This window comes from Lactobacillus helveticus DSM 20075 = CGMCC 1.1877, assembly GCF_000160855.1.
Lineage (GTDB): Bacteria > Bacillota > Bacilli > Lactobacillales > Lactobacillaceae > Lactobacillus > Lactobacillus helveticus.
In genome coordinates, this window is sequence record NZ_GG700758.1 from 1 (window position 1) to 16,385 (window position 16,385).

Sequence of the window (16,385 nt, forward strand, 5' to 3'; positions counted from 1 at the left end):
CGAAATAAGCAAAGAAGCTAAGACTTTCATTCAGATGAATGATTATCTCAGCTTCTTTTTTATAGTTTAATATTTTCCATTCCAATCATTGGATCGATCTCACCTGAATAAATTTTCTCAGGCGTTAAGATATAATCTTCTGGTTCTTGTTTTTGAGGCTTTGATTCAACTACCTCTTCTTTCGTGTTCTCATCAGCCTTAACATCTTTAATACCCAATTGAGCACAGATTTTTTCTGCCAATCCAGTTTTTCGATCATTTCCTGGTGTATTAAAAGCTGCCGCAAAAGCTCGCGGATCTCCTACTAAAACTAAATTTTTCTCAGCACGAGTAATAGCCGTATAAAGCAAGTTTCGTTTAAGCATCACATGATTTTGCATAGTCAAATTCAAAATTACTAACGGAAATTCCGAGCCCTGTGACTTATGAATAGTAATCGCATACGCCCTGGTCAGGTCTGTTAAATCTTTTTTGCCAAAACTTACTTCCCGACCGTCAAAATTAGCAACCATGCATTCCTTAGAATTATCTTCATCGATACTAATTATCTTACCGATTTGACCATTATAGATATCTTTCTCAGGATTATTTTGTAATTGTAAAATTCGATCGCCAATCCGAAAGACTTCATTACGCACTTCTAAGAATTTACTTTTGGCTTTGAGTGGATTCATTATTTCTTGAATAACATCATTCAAATTATTTACCCCGCCGCTACCATGATACATTGCACTTAATACTTGTACATCGTCTTTATCGAAGCCACGTTTTAAAGCCAATTTTACAATTTGACCTACTGCATCCCCTACCAATTCAGGTCTACAGCTAATAAAGGAATAATTCTTAGTCTTTTTGAATAAAGCTTGTTGATCTTTGCCCTCATTTACATCATGAGCCAATGTAATAATCGTTGATTCATCACCTTGTCGGTGAATCTGCTTTAATACCGTAGTAGGAAAAGCATGTGACTTAATTAAATCGCTAAATACATTTCCGGCACCAACAGAAGGCAACTGATCCTTATCCCCCACAAACACAATGTGTCGAGTTTGATTGATACTAGAGAGAAGCTGCTTAAATAGGAACATGTCAACCATCGACATCTCATCAATGATTAAGATTTCACCATTGAGTTCATTCAAATCCTCAGCATTTGCGTCTCCAATCCCCAATCCTAAAAGACGGTGGATGGTTTTGGCACTAATGCCAGTTATCTCACCAATTCTCTTTGCAGCTCTACCTGTTGGCGCCGCTAATAAAAATGGTGGATCTTCACTATATAGCGATGAAGCTGGGATTTCTGCTAATTTCCTTAATGCCAGTAATATTCCATTAATAATCGTAGTTTTTCCTGTACCAGGACCACCCGTCAAAATTGAAATAGGATTGTTCAAAGCATTTTTAATTGCTAATTTCTGTGTATCATCGTATTCAATCTTTAACTCTTGTTCCGCATCTTTAATGGCTTCTTCAATTTTTTTGTCGCTATACTGCTCATCTTCTTGCATTTTTCGGCTCTCTACCAAGCTTTTCATAGATCGAGCAATATCTACTTCTGTTTGATAAATATTTTGCAAAAAGGCATTTTCACCATCAACTACTATTTTTCCTTTTTTCTGTAAAGAATTTACACAAATAGCAATCGGATCAAACTCTGAAATTTGTAATAAATCTTTGGCAGCAGTTAACAGATCGGATAGTGAGACATATGTATCTCCCTCACCGCTTAAAGCATCCAAAAGAATCTGATAAATGGCACCATTTATTCTTCGTGGATCATCATTTTTAATATCTAATTGTTTGCCCAAGGTATCTGCAGTCTTAAAGCCATAACCTGTAACTTCATTAATAGCAGCATATGGATCCTCTTTTAATTTATCTAAAGCTGCGCCATGATAACATTGATAAAGTCTAGCGGCTACTTGTTTCCTGATCCCATATTGTGCCAATTTTAAAACAATTTCGGAATAAGAATCCATAGAATTAAGGCCTGACAATAAACTATCTTTTTGTTTTTTGGTTAAAGATAAGGTGTCGATTTTGGCAGGATTTTCTTTTAAAATGTCTAAAGCATTTAATCCTAATTCTTCAATAATGGTACCTGCCGTTTTTTTACCAATACCTGGAAATTTATTAGAACTTAAATAATTAGTAAGTGAAACTTCTTCATGAGGCATGATCGGTTTATAACTATTAGCACGAAATTGCAAACCAAATTTTTCATGCATAATCAGTTTGCCATCAAAATGATAGCTACTTCCAATTTGCACGTCACCAAAATTTCCTGTTACCTTAATTTCGCTACGTGAATAATTTTCGAGTGAACCAATGATTTCAACATCGAGGATTTTGTATAAATCTTTATCGTTTTCAAAAACAATCCCGTTAATTTTACCGGTGAATTCACTCATTACTTTTTCTTTTCCTTATCATTTAGCATTTTCATAATCGAAGCATACTGATCCATTGCTCGCTTATAATATTTTTCATCCATTGCTTTTGCTTTGGCAAAATATGATTCTGCTTTATTTCGATCTTTTTCCATAGTTGAAACACCAAGCAAGAAATAAATTTTTGCTGTGCGTTTATCTACAGGAATAGCAAGATAAGACTGTTGTGCCTGATCATTCTCTCCCAAGCTCAACCAAATATCGCCTAATAATTCCTGCACCTTTTCATCGATTTTCTTAATAGTTAATGCATAAGCAAGTGCCTTTTGACTTTGACCCAATTTTAGATAAGTTAGGGCTTTTTGATATAATGTCAAATCGTCATTAGGAATCTGATCTAATAATGCCAAGGCTTTATCAAAATCGCCCTGCATATAATAGCTAACAGCTAAATTATAATTCAATTCTTGGGGCTTTTTAACTAAGTGTTGCGCCTGCTCTAATAATTGCTGTGCTTGATCTACACTGCCTTGCTCAAGTAAATACGTTGACAGTTGCAAATAATTTTCAATATTTTGTGGTTTTTGGTCAATCTTTTGAACTAATAAATGAATCGCTTCATTTACCTTGCCATTATCATAAAGTTGTGCAATCTTTTTATCCATTAAAGTGAATCCGTCTTTGATAACTTTCTCCCTAAATAACTGGTTTCGTTCCAAACAACTAGTTTAAAGGTTTTACCATCATCTAACGTTTCAAGGACCGTTAAACTGGTATTGCTTAAACCGCCATTTTTCCAAAGATCTTTTAAAGGATAACCCAATAAGCCACCCGTAATTGCCGATAAAGCTGCTCCGTGACTTACTACTAATACCTTATCATCATCATCTGGAAATCTTTTGGCCATTTCTTGAGCAAAAGATTTGCCACGAGCAATGACGTGTTCGTAATCTTCACCATGTAATTCAGTTGGATCATACTTATCAGGATGATTCCAGAAATTATCCATTTGCTCAGGGAATTTCTTCTCTGCTTCCGCAAACTTCATTCCTTCCATATCACCCAAATTAAATTCACGTAATCGTTCATCAATTACTACTGGCAAATTGGCATTCATAGCATTATCAATACCTTGAGCAGTATTAAATGCTCGATCCAACGGACTAGCAAAAATACCTCTGAATCTAGTTCCTTTTAAATGTTCACCTAATTTTTTTATGTCTTTCAAGCTTTGTGGCAAAAGTGGTGAATCACCATGTCCACCTTGAAAACGACTAGCTAAATTCCATTCAGTTTTACCGTGACGAACAAAATAAATCTGCATTTTTATCCCCCAAACATGTTTAATCGATATAACTAGTTTAGCACAAAAAAAAGGGCGTTCGAAAATTCGAATGTCCTTTTTTAAAATTCATTTTAAACTAATTGTAATTGCTTATCTTCTTGGTAAGCAGCATCAATATTTCCGCCACCAAGACATTCTTCACCTTGGTATAAAACAAGAGCTTGACCAGGGGTAACTGCACGTGCTGGCTCATCGAAGTAAACATCAGCAGTGTTATCATCTGCATGATACTTAACAGTTACACCAACATCACATTGACGATAGCGGAACTTGGCACTGCAATGAAATTCTACATCATGATCTGGCTTGCCAGTAAAGAATGACATGTCACTAGCCTTTAAGCGACTTGCATAAAGAAGCTTGCTGTCGTAGCCTTGTTCAACGATCAATTCATTCTTCTTCAAGTCCTTACCAACAACAAACCATGGATCTGTTGATTCCTTGGTTGAACCTAAACCCAAACCTTGTCTTTGACCAATGGTGTAGTACATTAATCCTGCATGTTCACCAACCACCTTGCCATCTGGAGTAACCATTTTACCTGACTTAGCTGGCAAAAATTCACTTAAGAACTTTCTGAAGTTTCTTTCACCAATAAAGCAAATACCAGTAGAATCCTTCTTCTTGGCAGTAGCTAAACCATTAGCTAAGGCAATTTCACGCACTTGAGGCTTAGTTAAATTAGCAAGTGGGAAAATGACCTTCTTAATTTGGTCTTGATTTAATTGACTCAAGAAATAAGTTTGATCCTTATTTCCATCCTTAGGACGCATCATATGAGTAAGACCATCAGCATCCTTAACAGTTTTAGCATAATGTCCCATTGCAATATAATCAGCATCAAGATCCATCGCAAAATCTAGGAATGACTTGAATTTAATTTGACTATTGCACATTACGTCAGGGTTAGGTGTTCTTCCCTTTTTATATTCATTCAAGAAATATTCAAAAACTCGATGCCAGTATTCTTTTTCAAAATTAATTGAATAATATGGAATACCGATTTTATCAGCAACCTTTTTCACATCTTCGTAATCTTCAGTAGCGGTACAAACACCAGAATCATCAGTATCGTCCCAATTTTTCATGAAAACACCGACAACATCATAGCCTTGTTGTTTGAGCAGCAATGCTGATACTGATGAATCTACACCACCACTCATACCTACAACTACTCTAGTCTTGCTATTGTCAAACATTATTCAATCAATCCTTTACCTCAAGCAATATTTTGCGCTCTTCGAGATCTTTTAAAATATAATTCAAAAGTTCAACAGTAGCTGCTAATTGCTTGTTTTTAAAAATATTAACCTTTTGCAAACCATTGCGATCAGTAACAACCATTGTTAAATGAGATAAGTCCTTGTTAATTGTCATCTTTAACTTAGTTGGTGCATTGTAAGGTGAATCATTATATAAAGGATGTTCATAATTGAAATTACCTTTAGCAGTCTTCACAAAACCTGCATCAATTAAAGCATAGAGTTTCAAATCTGGACTTACAGTAAACTTACGTTTATCACCATTAATCACAACTATATTTGCCATATTTTTCCTCACTTATTTATAATAAGTTACCTTCTTTTTAAAAGCAACTATTTTCTTTTAGATTGAATTCTTTGAACGATTTTTACCAAGTTTTTAGCAAAAGATGCTACTTCTTCATCTGTATTATAGCGTCCAAATGAAATACGAATAGATTCATTAATCCGAGGAGAATCTGCACCAAAGCATGCAATCAATACATGTGAAGGTTCAAGTGAACCAGCAGTACATGCAGAGCCACCTGATACAGCATAACCATTTAAATCTAAATTAGTTTGCAATGAAATGGTAGAAGCTCCCTTGAACCATAGATTCAAAACATGGTGAGAATATCCAGAACCATGACCACCATTAATTTTATAATCTATCTTATTTTGATCAAGTTCATTCAAAATTAGATCTTGAAAATGAGCATATTTTGCTTGAAGATCATCATGACCAATATTGGTCAATTCTTTAACTGCTTCGCCAAAACCGGCAATACCTGGTACATTTTCAGTTCCAGCGCGACGTTTAGTTTCTTGTTCGCCACCTAAAACTAAATTTGGCAAATCAATGTCAGAATTTTCATACAAAAATCCTAAAAACTTTGGTCCATTAATTTTATGTGCAGACACTGACAAAAGATCAATATTCATAGATTTGACATCAATGTCAACGGTTCCCATGCCTTGAACATTGTCAACATGGAAATATGCATTGCTGTCTTTGACCATTTCACCAATTTCTTTAAGTGGCATAATAGAGCCTACTTCGTTATTAACAGCCATAATAGATACTAAAATCGTATCTGGCGTTAATTCTTTTTTCAATTCATCTAAAGAAATATGCCCAGTCTCGTCAACATTTAAATAGACAACGTTGTAGCCTTCAGCTTCTAATCGCTTCATAGGATTTAAGACTGAAGGGTGTTCAATTTGCGTAGTAATAATTTTTTTACCAATGTTTTTTCGACTGTATGCTGTTCCAAAAATAGCAGTATTATTGCTCTCTGAACCGCCAGAAGTAAAAATAATTTCATTGTCTTTGGCATTAATACTTGCCGCAATTTGATGACGGGCTCGATCAATTACATTTCTTGCTCGACGTCCCAACTCATAAGTACTTGATGCATTACCAAAATCATTTTTCATTTCATCAGTAATTACATCAATTACTTTAGGTGACATTGGTGTAGTCGCAGCGTTATCCAAATAAATTTCACGCACTTTAATTCATCTTTTCTACGTAATCACTAATTAATTTAGCAGCCTCAGCGCCAACCTTCTTGACAAAAACGTCAAAATCTTCATTTGCACTGCCATCGCCATTATCGGAGATTGCTCTCATTGCAACTAATGGCTTATTAAAGGCATGAGCAACTTGAGCAAAGGCAGCACCTTCCATTTCACAAGCTAATGCGTCAGGGAAGTTTTCTTTTATTTCGTCCTTTTGTTTAGTTGAAGCTACAAATGAATCTCCAGTAACTACTAAACCTTCGCTAAAGGCAACATTTTGCTTTTTAAGATATTCCGCAAATGCAGCTCTTTCTGGTGAATCAAGGACAAATTGAGCCGGTTGTTGTGGAATTTGACCTTCAACATAATCACCTGCAGCAGTATTATGAGCATCATAATACATGAATGCATTAGGTAAAACTAAATCTTCTTGATGAATATCCTTAGCTAAAGCACCAGCAGACCCAGTCATAAAGATCACATCAATATCAACGTTACTTAATAAACTAGCTAGGTTCATAGCAGCTTGAACTTTGCCGATACCACTTAAACCTAAATATACATCATTTCCATTAACAGAAAAATGTTCGAATTCAGTTGATCCGAACATTTCTTTCTTTTCTGCTTGGAAATGATTACGATAAAATTCAGCTTCTTCAGCCATTGGAACAATAATCGCAATCTTCATAAATTTCCTCGCTTAAATTATAAATGAAACAGTGCTAAAAGCACTAATATAATTAGAACAAACACTATCAGAATAGCACTATTCAATCTTTTTTTCAGTTTTAAAGACTTCTGCTCTTTTAACTGTTCTTTGTCGATTGACTGCTGTGCCTGATAAAACTCCTGACCATCACCTTCTAAAGGACGTCTTCTTTCAGAAGCATCCCTTTGAAAGTCAGGATTAACATTAACTTCTTCTGTTGCATTATTATCATTAAAAGCAGATTTGACTTTATTCAATAAACTCTTTTTCTGTCTTTTACGATAATCAGAACGTTTTGCTGTCATGATTATTTATTACTTTCAGCTTGGGCATTACGCAATAACATATTTTCCCAAACAGAAATTGCATAAACTGTCTTTGCATCAACAATTTTGCCTTCAGCTAATAAATTCTTCAACTTATCCAAACTATACCAATCAGAAGTCAAAAATTCATCTGCATCTAAAGAACGCTTATCAGTCAATTTAATTAACGTATCACAGTAGAACAGATGCATCTTTTCGTCACAAAAGCCTGGTGTAGAATAAAATTCGCTAACTTTTTCCCAATATTCTGCTCTATAGCCGCCCTCTTCATTCAATTCACGCTTCATTGCGTCAAGTGGGCTGGCATCAGTTGGATCGACAATTCCAGCAGGAATTTCTAAGGTTACCTGTTTAATTGCTTCACGCCATTGTTTTACCAAAAGCATTTCTTGTTGATCATTAATTGCAATTACACAAGATGCTGGACGGTGCTTAACTATTTCTCTAGTTGCAGTTTCGCCGTTGGGTAATTTGATTGTTCGAACAGATAAATCTAAGATTCGACCTTGAAAAATCTGTTGCGATGAGATTTCTGTTTCTTTTAAATCCACTAAGTCTCATCCTCCTTTTTTAGGCTAAATATACATTAACACATTGTAGGCCGTTTTTCCCTTGAGCCAATTGATATTGTACTCGGTCGCCTACTCGTAATGATTTATAGCCCTCTTCTTTAATAGCTTTATAGAAAACAAAGTATGATTTATGATTTCGATCATCTTCGATAAAACCATAGCTGCTTCCTTCATCAAATTGTTTAACAGTACCTAAACGCATTATTTTTCTAATCCTTCTTGTACTACTTCAGGATAGTTTGCTTCAACAATTTCTGCACAACGACCACAAAGCATTGGCAACTTAGGATCTGCACCAATATCAGTTCTGATCATTCTACAACGTGGACAAACTTCGCCTTCAGCATGCTTAACTACAACAGCAGCATTAGCAAGTTGTTCAGCATCTACTGGAGCTTCATCATCTGAAATAGTTAACTTAGAAACAATTAAAATTTCTCTGAAGTCAGCATCTAATTCATCAAGCATTGCCTTGGTTTCTTTATCTGGGTAGATTGTGACAGCTGCTTCAAATGACTTACCGATTAACTTCTTGTTTCTTGCATCTTCAAGTGCCTTCAAAACATCATCACGCAACTTCATGAATTTAGCCCAGTTTTCAAGCAATTCATCATGGTTAGCATAATTTTCTACTTCTGGCATATTTGCAAGTTGAACGTAATCTTCGTCTTCTTTCAAGAAGCCCCAGATTTCTTCCATAGTGTGTGGCAAAATTGGTGTTAAAATCTTAGCCAATTTAACTGCAGCATCATAAATAACTGTTTGCATTGAATGACGTGCATGGCTGTTTTCAACTTCAATATAAAGAACATCTTTAGCAAAATCAAGATAGAAGGCTGAGAGATCATTAGAAATGAAGTTAAAGACTTTCTTGAATACAGTAGTAAAGTCAAACTTATCATAAGCTGCTAAACATTCTTTAATTAAGTCGTTTAACTTAACTTCCATGTATTGATCAACTGAACGAAGATCATCATAAGCAACACGATTTTCCTTAGGATCAAAGTCGCTGGTGTTAGCAAGCATATAACGGAAGGTATTTCTAATCTTTCTGTAGCTTTCTGCAGATTGTTGCAAAATTCCCATTGAAACAGCAACATCTGAAGTAGTATCAGCTTGTGCTACCCAAAGACGAATAATTTCTGCACCCATCTTCTTGATGACATCATTTGGTGAAATAACGTTACCAAGTGACTTAGACATCTTGTGACCCTTATCGTCTAAAACAAATCCTTGTGAAAGAACTTGCTTGTATGGTGCTTGACCAGTGACAGCAACTGAAGTAATTAAACTTGAGTTAAACCAACCACGGTATTGGTCACTACCTTCAAGGTAAAGATCTGCTGGATAATGCAAACCGTCACGTTTTTCCATGACGCCTGACCAAGATGAACCAGAGTCAAACCAAACATCAAGGATATCCTTTTCCTTAGTAAATTCACCATTTGGTGAGTGTTCTGAAGTAAAGCCTTCTGGCAATAATTCCTTAGCAGTATGGGTGTACCAAGCGTTTGAGCCTTCTTTTTCGAAGATCTTGGCAATATGTTCAATAGTTTCTGGAGTAACAATTGGTGTACCATCTTCAGCGTAGAAAATTGGAAGTGGAACCCCCCATGCACGTTGACGTGAAATTACCCAGTCACCACGGTCTTTAATCATGTTGTAAAGACGAGTCTTACCCCATGAAGGGATGAAGCTAGCCTTTTCAATTTGATCAAGAATTTGATCTCTAAATGGAGCAATTGAAGCAAACCATTGAGTAGTTGCTCTAAAGATAACTGGCTTCTTAGTACGCCAATCGTGTGGGTATGAGTGAGTAAATACCTTAAGTTTAAGAAGTGCGCCAGCGTCCTTAAGTTTTTGAACCATTAACTTGTCTACGTCTTGGTAGAACATGCCTTTAAGTTCTGGAACTTCATCAGTATAGCAACCATGAGCATCTACTGGACTAAAGATTGGCAAGTTGTACCTTTGACCAACGTTAAAGTCGTCTTCACCAAAACCAGGTGCAGTATGAACTAAGCCAGTACCATCATCTAAAGTTACGTGGAAACCTTCAATTACAAGACTTTCCTTGTCGTAAATTGGGTGCTTAGCCTTCATGTATTCCATGTCAGCGCCCTTAACAGTTTGAACAACCTTGTAGTCATCCCAACCGATTTCTTCAGCTACTTTATCAAGCAAACCGCTAGCAACAACGTAACGCTTGTCGCCAACTTGAACTACTGAGTAATCAAACTTAGGATTTACACAGATAGCTTCGTTTGCTGGAATAGTCCAAGGAGTAGTAGTCCAGATTACGAAGTAAGTATCCTTCGGATCAATAATACCTTTACCATCAGTTACTGGGAATGCAACGAAGATTGAATTTGCTTCAACATCTTTATATTCAACTTCAGCTTCAGCTAAAGTAGATTCACTTGACCATGACCAGTAAACAGGCTTCTTACCCTTGTAAATGTAGCCCTTCTTGAACATTTCACCAAAGACACGAATTTCTTGTGCTTCAAAGTCATGTTGCAAAGTGATATATGGATGATCCCAATCAGCCATTACACCAAGACGCTTGAAGTCAGTCATTTGCTTTTGAACTTGTTCTTCCGCATATTGACGACAAAGTTCACGGTACTTTGCACGATCCATTGTCTTACGATCTACACCCTTTTTAGCAAGTTGTTGTTCAACTGGAAGACCGTGAGTATCCCAACCTGGTACGTATGGTGCGTAGTAACCATTCATGTTCTTGTAACGAACAATAATATCCTTAGAGATCTTATTTAAAGCGTGACCCATATGGATGTTACCATTGGCAAATGGAGGGCCATCATGTAAATCAAAACGAGGTTTACCTTCGTTTAACTTTAATCTTTGTTCATATAATTTATTTTCACGCCATTGTTTTTGCCATTCTGCTTCACGAACAGGCAAATTACCGCGCATCTTAAATTTAGTTTTACCTAAATTAAGAGTATCTTTAATTTTCATTAACAAATTCCTTTCTAAAAAAAGAAAACCTCTTCCTAAATTAGGACGAGGTTAACCGTGGTACCACCTAAATTGAACTTAAAAAGTTCCACTTAATTTGCGTAACGTGCAAAAAACGTTTAGATTATTCAGACAGCTGATCAACCTTCGGGCTCTTATGCTAATCTTCCACCAACACTAGCTCGCTGAATTGCCTTCGAGTTTTACTGTCAATCTAATTTTTATTTTTTATAATCATCCGGGAAAACAATTGTTGGACCTGATGAAGTCTTAGGCATCTTAGGTTTCAAATTAATTGTTTCATGGTGCGGACTATCCCCTGTCATTGGCTTAGGAGCAGAATCATCATCGTCATCAGAATCATCTGATAAGTCCATGTCCAAATCATCAGGTTCTTGAGAAGAGTTTACGTCATTTACATCATCGTTGTCAACATCTTCATCATCAATTGCGGCTTCATTCGCAATTTCCTCTTCTTCACCAATTGGCTCTGCACCATTGCCTGGATAAAATCGTTCTGTATGGAAATATTCATCTAGAGCATGCTGCCAAATCTCATCATTTAAATTATTTATCTCATCTTGGAGCATTGCTTGCATATGACTACGGAATTCGCCGATTTGTTTCTTTAAACGTTTGTAATCATTGGAAATAACTTCTTGCTGTTGCTTTTGATAGCCAACCTCTGTTTGAGCTTGTTTTTTAGCATCATCCAGAATGCGTTTAGCTTCTGCTTCCGCATTTCCTTTTAATTGATCTACAGTCTGTTGAGCAGAAATAAGAGATTTCTTCATATTACTGTACTCATCTACTTGAGCCTGCATATCTTCCACTTTTTTATTTAAAGATACTACTTCGTTCTTTAAATCTACTACTTGATCAAGCGCATCCCCATAGCTATCAACGACATCATCTAAAAAGCTATCCACTTCATAACGATCGTATCCATTGCGGCCTCGATGCTTGAATTCCTTATTATGAATATCCATCGGGGTCAGTTTCGTTTCTTTGTCTGCCAAAGTTTGAGCACCACCTTATATTTACCTTTTCTTGTAGCTGAAACATCTTCAATCAGAATCCGTCCAAAATGTCTCAAACTCAAAATATCATTCTCTTTAACCATTATATTAGAATCAGCTATGTCATGCCAATTTAATTTGACTAAATGATTTTCAATCAGTTTTTGAATCTGACCACGACTTTGCTTGCTAATACTAGATAAAACCGCATCGATTCTCATGGAAGCAACAATTTCCGTCTTCTCGGTTGAATCATCTTCTGGCACTAAAACATCCTTAAAAGTGATTTCTTTTAATTTTACTTGTGCTCTACCTATTCGAGTAATTTGTTCTTCAAAAAAGTCTACTAATTCTTTTTTAGCAAAAAATTGCCATTTACCATTTTCGTCAGTAATGATATCGCCAAAAGTATCCGTTTCAATTCCAGAATTAGCCAAAGTACCTAAAATAGCACTATGATTAATTTTAATAAATTTTTGTGGATACTCAATTTCATATGGTTGAATTAAATAATCACTTGGCTGTAAATTAACCCATTCTTCACTTAAATAAACGCGTTTCTTCTCAGCATTGGGATACCCGCCATATTCTTGCATAAAAACGTCATTACCCACGATAGTTTTCAAAATCGCTCTTTTACCTGGATCTAAAAAATCCGTTAAAATTGGCTCATGTTTAAAAATTATCTGATTAAAAAGACCAGTAAAATAGTCAATTACTGGTCTTTCTTCTTGATTAGAATGTGGATAAAACTTACTTGCTTGTCGCTTTTGCATTAACCTAACATCCTCAACAAAATATTAATAATCCAATATAAGACATAATTTTGTACAAAGTACAAAATAAACAATCCAATAATTGGAGAAACATCAATTCCAGTAGAGTTAGCTAATTTGGCAAATGGACCTTTTCTAAATAAGTTCAAATATGGATTTACAATCTTATCCAAAAAGCGACCAATGACAGAGTTACTTAACATCGGTACCCAACTTAAAATTGCATCAATTACAATAAAAAGACTATAAAGCCATAGAATCCAAGTGAGAGCTAAGTAAATAAAGTGTATTACGTTTAACATTAACTTAAATTATCTTTCTTATCTACTAAGTCGCTAATTTTACCATCAGTAACAAATTTTGGTGGAGTAGCTAAAAAGATCTTGTCACCAATGCGTTGGATTTCACCATTTAATGCATAAACTGTCCCTGTGATAAAATCGACTATTCGACGAGCCGAACTATCTTCCATTCTACTAAAGTTAATTACAACTGCTTTATTGTTTAATAAGTTTTGAGCAACATCTTTAGCATCTGAATAAACACGTGGCTCATATAAAACAATTTTGCTTTTAGCAGAATTTAATCCTGACTTAATTGAAACAATATTGTCTCGACTAACAGAATTTAGAGGTAAGTTTTCATTCTCATCCTTGTTTGAAGTGGCATATTCTTCTTTTTCCAACTCATCGTCATCATTGGAAATACCGAAAAATCTACCTAATTTATCAAAAGCCATTTGTATCTACCTCCAAACTAGTTTTCACCACGATGTTTGAAGAATGGGATGTCGTCATTATCATCACTATCGTCTTGAGCACTAGTTTCAATTTGAGAAATACTGTCTTGATCATCATTGCTAAAAGTATCAAAGCTTTCATGATAATCCTTTGGCTCAGCAGGCTTTGTATTTCTTCTTTGATTATCTTGATTGTCGTTCAATCCCCAAACACTAGTTGGATCAACCATTGTTTGCTTTGGCTTTTCTGCTTCGCGATCTGCATTAGCATTATTAGCAGGTTGAACAGTAGTATTAACAACTGAATCTGTTTTCTTCTTAGGTTGAGCCTTAATTTGATGACTACGTCCTGGTATTTGCTTTGATGCAGCTTCTTCAGCCTTAGAATCAATACCAGTAGCAATTACAGTAACTACTACTTCATCACCTAAGTTAGGATTGATTGAAGTACCAAAGATAATGTTGACATCATCACCAGCAGCTTTAGAAACGATTTCTGATGCATCTTGAGCTTCAAACAAAGTAAGGTCAGGTCCACCAGTAATGTTAAGCAATACTTGCTTAGCACCATCAATGGATACTTCAAGAAGTGGTGAAGAAATGGCAAGCTTAGTAGCTTCTACTGTTCTGTTTTCACCACTAGCACGACCAATACCCATCAAAGCTGCACCTTGGTTTTCCATAACAGTCTTAACGTCAGCGAAATCCAAGTTTACGTAGTCAGTTGAAGTAATCAAATCTGAAATACCTTGTACACCTTGCTTCAAAACGTTATCAGCTTCTTTGAAGGCATCCATCATTGGGGTCTTCTTATCAACCATTTCAAGCAAACGATTGTTAGCGATAATAACTAAAGTATCAACGTATTGCTTTAATTGAGTAATTCCTTCTGCAGCATTTTTTGAGCGCTTAGGGCCTTCAAAGCTGAATGGGCGTGTAACTACACCAACAGTTAAAGCACCAGTTTCACGTGCGATTTTAGCAACTACAGGAGCCGCACCAGTACCGGTACCACCACCCATACCAGCGGTAATAAAGATCATATCAGCACCTTTTAGTGCATCTTCAATTGTTTGTTCACTTTCTTCAGCAGCTTTTTGCCCTACTTCAGGATGTGAACCTGCACCTAAACCTCTTGTCAATTTAGGCCCTAATTGAATCTTATTTTCAGCCTTATTACTGTTTAAAGCTTGAACATCGGTGTTTGCTGCGATAAATGAAACACCTTGTACACCGTCATCAATCATTCGGTTAACAGCATTGCCTCCGGCACCGCCAACACCAATAACTTTGATGACAGCATTTTTATTGTCGTCTGAATCGAATGTAAAATCCATTAAATTAACCACCTTTAATCAAAGAATTTCTTAAAGAAACTCTTCAAGCCATTAGTTTTCTCTTGATTATTATTTTCTTCGTCCGTTGAAGAATCATCTCTTGCGGACATTTTGTTTCTATTATAAGCTTCTTTGGTTTCACTTTCACTATTAGAAACAGTTCTTTTAGAATTCTTGGAAGTTTTTGGCTTCGAAACTGGTTCTTCAACCACATTTTGACCAAAACCATAGATTACACTGTTAACAAGATAATCAACTTCTAACATCTTATAAGAATAATTTACTATTCCATATGCAGCAGTATAAATTGGATTGCGCATCCCAATTTGATCTGGTTGATAAATGCGTGCCTTCACGTTTAAGCCATTAGCGGTCAAACTATCAATTCCTTGAAGCAAACTAGTACCGCCAGTAATTACAATCCCACCTGGTTGTTTCAAAGCATTATGCTTAGCCAAGCCTTTACCAAGACGGGTTAAAATTTGCTCAAGACGAGCATTGATAATTTCGCTTAAGTAAACTTCATCGATCATTTGCTGGCCATTTGAGCCTACGCTATTAATTGCAAACTTATCATTTTTAGAGGCAAATTGGGGATCAGCAAATCCATAGTCTAATTTAATTTGCTCAGCATCACGCTTAGAAATACTTAAAACAGCAGAAATATCATTGGTAATATCACTGCCGCCTTCTAAATCGATGTTGGCATACTTAATTTGACCTTCTTTAATAACAGTTGCCGTACTTACTCCACCACCAAGATCAATAATTACAGAACCAAAAGTTTTTTCACTTTCATTCAATGCAACACTAGAAATTGCCAATGGCGTTGGAACAAAGAAATTATTATGATAACCCGCACGCTCAATTGCTTTTTTAATATTATGCAATGAACCAGTTGGAGCTGTTAACAAAATACCTGTTACTCCAAGTGAACGAGCAATCATTTTACGAGGATCATCGACCTCAGTTTTTCCATCAATTAAAAATCGACTAGGCAAAAAAGTAATTGCTTCACGATCGTCCTTTGCAGCAGCATGAATTGCAGAACTAATCGTTCTCTTAACATCTTCGTTGCTTACTTCTTGTCCTTCTTCACCAACATTGGCAAATCCAGTTGCGGTCTCTAACTGCAACATTCCTACTGGAATTCCAGCTACAACACTATAAATCTTTGCATTAGTTTTTTCTGCTACGCCCTTTAAAGCTCGGCTAATAGCAACTGCAGTCTGATCAATATCAACGATCTGACCATGTCTCATGCCTGAATTCGGCGTAGTAACTGCACCAATGACTTTACCTGAATCTGCCACAACAGCTTTCACGCTCGTGGTTCCTATATCAAGACCCACTAAAAGATTTGAATCCTCCAAAATTAAGCCCCCATTAATATTTGCTTTGAAAAAATTCTAACATAAATAAACA

17 protein-coding genes are annotated in these 16,385 nt (G+C 35.9%); all 17 read right to left on the reverse strand.

What is annotated here, in order from left to right:
* Positions 1 to 59 precede the first annotated feature (59 nt).
* The 17 genes from recD2 to ftsA all read right to left on the reverse strand — a co-directional run bounded on the left by recD2 (position 60) and on the right by ftsA (position 16,333).
* Positions 60 to 2,411 carry an SF1B family DNA helicase RecD2 gene (recD2, locus tag HMPREF0518_RS07845; RefSeq protein WP_003627640.1) on the reverse strand — a complete coding sequence of 784 codons (2,352 nt, stop codon included), beginning with the start codon at positions 2,409 to 2,411 and terminating at the stop codon, positions 60 to 62.
* Complete coding sequence (locus HMPREF0518_RS07850) at positions 2,411 to 3,055, reverse strand: tetratricopeptide repeat protein (RefSeq protein ID WP_003627641.1); 645 nt, start codon at positions 3,053 to 3,055, stop codon at positions 2,411 to 2,413. Before HMPREF0518_RS07850 ends, recD2 begins: the two co-directional genes overlap by 1 nt.
* On the reverse strand, positions 3,055 to 3,714 hold the full coding sequence (locus HMPREF0518_RS07855) for a histidine phosphatase family protein (RefSeq protein ID WP_003627642.1): 660 nt from the start codon (positions 3,712 to 3,714) through the stop codon (positions 3,055 to 3,057). The genes HMPREF0518_RS07850 and HMPREF0518_RS07855 overlap by 1 nt, the downstream gene beginning before the upstream one ends.
* Positions 3,715 to 3,806: 92 nt before the next feature.
* The gene (mnmA, locus tag HMPREF0518_RS07860; RefSeq protein ID WP_003627643.1) at positions 3,807 to 4,934 is read right to left on the reverse strand and encodes a tRNA 2-thiouridine(34) synthase MnmA; all 1,128 of its coding nucleotides are present in this window, start codon (positions 4,932 to 4,934) and stop codon (positions 3,807 to 3,809) included.
* Between the two features lie 7 nt (positions 4,935 to 4,941).
* Positions 4,942 to 5,283 (reverse strand): DUF1831 domain-containing protein, encoded by a 342-nt coding sequence (locus HMPREF0518_RS07865; protein ID WP_003627645.1) that lies wholly within the window; start codon positions 5,281 to 5,283, stop codon positions 4,942 to 4,944.
* A gap of 47 nt (positions 5,284 to 5,330) precedes the next feature.
* Positions 5,331 to 6,488 carry a cysteine desulfurase family protein gene (locus HMPREF0518_RS07870; RefSeq protein WP_003627647.1) on the reverse strand — a complete coding sequence of 386 codons (1,158 nt, stop codon included), beginning with the start codon at positions 6,486 to 6,488 and terminating at the stop codon, positions 5,331 to 5,333.
* Position 6,489: 1 nt separating this feature from the next.
* Entirely contained in the window at positions 6,490 to 7,185 is a 696-nt protein-coding gene (locus HMPREF0518_RS07875) for a 5'-methylthioadenosine/adenosylhomocysteine nucleosidase (protein WP_003627648.1), read from the reverse strand.
* A gap of 17 nt (positions 7,186 to 7,202) precedes the next feature.
* Positions 7,203 to 7,511 (reverse strand): hypothetical protein, encoded by a 309-nt coding sequence (locus tag HMPREF0518_RS07880; RefSeq protein WP_003627649.1) that lies wholly within the window; start codon positions 7,509 to 7,511, stop codon positions 7,203 to 7,205.
* Positions 7,512 to 7,513: 2 nt separating this feature from the next.
* A complete protein-coding gene (locus tag HMPREF0518_RS07885) occupies positions 7,514 to 8,083 on the reverse strand; it encodes an NUDIX hydrolase (protein WP_003627650.1) in 570 nt (189 codons plus the stop codon).
* A gap of 19 nt (positions 8,084 to 8,102) precedes the next feature.
* Positions 8,103 to 8,306, reverse strand: a complete 204-nt coding sequence (locus HMPREF0518_RS07890; protein ID WP_003627651.1) for a cold-shock protein — start codon at positions 8,304 to 8,306, stop codon at positions 8,103 to 8,105.
* The gene (gene ileS / locus HMPREF0518_RS07895; protein ID WP_003627652.1) at positions 8,306 to 11,089 is read right to left on the reverse strand and encodes an isoleucine--tRNA ligase; all 2,784 of its coding nucleotides are present in this window, start codon (positions 11,087 to 11,089) and stop codon (positions 8,306 to 8,308) included. Before ileS ends, HMPREF0518_RS07890 begins: the two co-directional genes overlap by 1 nt.
* Before the next feature lie 221 nt (positions 11,090 to 11,310).
* Complete coding sequence (locus HMPREF0518_RS07900) at positions 11,311 to 12,108, reverse strand: DivIVA domain-containing protein (RefSeq protein ID WP_003627653.1); 798 nt, start codon at positions 12,106 to 12,108, stop codon at positions 11,311 to 11,313.
* Positions 12,084 to 12,884: a YlmH family RNA-binding protein gene (locus tag HMPREF0518_RS07905; protein ID WP_003627654.1), complete on the reverse strand. Its 801-nt coding sequence runs from the start codon at positions 12,882 to 12,884 to the stop codon at positions 12,084 to 12,086. The genes HMPREF0518_RS07900 and HMPREF0518_RS07905 overlap by 25 nt, the downstream gene beginning before the upstream one ends.
* A complete protein-coding gene (locus HMPREF0518_RS07910; RefSeq protein ID WP_003627655.1) occupies positions 12,884 to 13,186 on the reverse strand; it encodes a YggT family protein in 303 nt (100 codons plus the stop codon). The genes HMPREF0518_RS07905 and HMPREF0518_RS07910 overlap by 1 nt, the downstream gene beginning before the upstream one ends.
* Positions 13,186 to 13,623, reverse strand: coding sequence for a cell division protein SepF (locus HMPREF0518_RS07915; RefSeq protein WP_003627658.1), 438 nt, complete (start codon positions 13,621 to 13,623; stop codon positions 13,186 to 13,188). Before HMPREF0518_RS07915 ends, HMPREF0518_RS07910 begins: the two co-directional genes overlap by 1 nt.
* A gap of 17 nt (positions 13,624 to 13,640) precedes the next feature.
* A complete protein-coding gene (ftsZ, locus tag HMPREF0518_RS07920) occupies positions 13,641 to 14,960 on the reverse strand; it encodes a cell division protein FtsZ (protein ID WP_003627660.1) in 1,320 nt (439 codons plus the stop codon).
* Positions 14,961 to 14,974: 14 nt separating this feature from the next.
* Positions 14,975 to 16,333 (reverse strand): cell division protein FtsA, encoded by a 1,359-nt coding sequence (gene ftsA, locus HMPREF0518_RS07925; protein WP_023193044.1) that lies wholly within the window; start codon positions 16,331 to 16,333, stop codon positions 14,975 to 14,977.
* Between the last annotated feature and the right edge of the window lie 52 nt (positions 16,334 to 16,385).

Coding starts and splice junctions, on each gene's coding strand:
- HMPREF0518_RS07890 (WP_003627651.1), bottom strand. CDS start 8,306: ATGCGTTTAGGTACTGTTAAACAATTTGATGAAGGAAGCAGCTATGGT.
- ftsZ (WP_003627660.1), bottom strand. CDS start 14,960: ATGGATTTTACATTCGATTCAGACGACAATAAAAATGCTGTCATCAAA.
- mnmA (WP_003627643.1), bottom strand. CDS start 4,934: ATGTTTGACAATAGCAAGACTAGAGTAGTTGTAGGTATGAGTGGTGGT.
- HMPREF0518_RS07905 (WP_003627654.1), bottom strand. CDS start 12,884: ATGCAAAAGCGACAAGCAAGTAAGTTTTATCCACATTCTAATCAAGAA.
- HMPREF0518_RS07915 (WP_003627658.1), bottom strand. CDS start 13,623: ATGGCTTTTGATAAATTAGGTAGATTTTTCGGTATTTCCAATGATGAC.
- recD2 (WP_003627640.1), bottom strand. CDS start 2,411: ATGAGTGAATTCACCGGTAAAATTAACGGGATTGTTTTTGAAAACGAT.
- HMPREF0518_RS07865 (WP_003627645.1), bottom strand. CDS start 5,283: ATGGCAAATATAGTTGTGATTAATGGTGATAAACGTAAGTTTACTGTA.
- HMPREF0518_RS07875 (WP_003627648.1), bottom strand. CDS start 7,185: ATGAAGATTGCGATTATTGTTCCAATGGCTGAAGAAGCTGAATTTTAT.
- HMPREF0518_RS07910 (WP_003627655.1), bottom strand. CDS start 13,186: ATGTTAAACGTAATACACTTTATTTACTTAGCTCTCACTTGGATTCTA.
- HMPREF0518_RS07855 (WP_003627642.1), bottom strand. CDS start 3,714: ATGCAGATTTATTTTGTTCGTCACGGTAAAACTGAATGGAATTTAGCT.
- HMPREF0518_RS07850 (WP_003627641.1), bottom strand. CDS start 3,055: ATGGATAAAAAGATTGCACAACTTTATGATAATGGCAAGGTAAATGAA.
- HMPREF0518_RS07880 (WP_003627649.1), bottom strand. CDS start 7,511: ATGACAGCAAAACGTTCTGATTATCGTAAAAGACAGAAAAAGAGTTTA.
- ileS (WP_003627652.1), bottom strand. CDS start 11,089: ATGAAAATTAAAGATACTCTTAATTTAGGTAAAACTAAATTTAAGATG.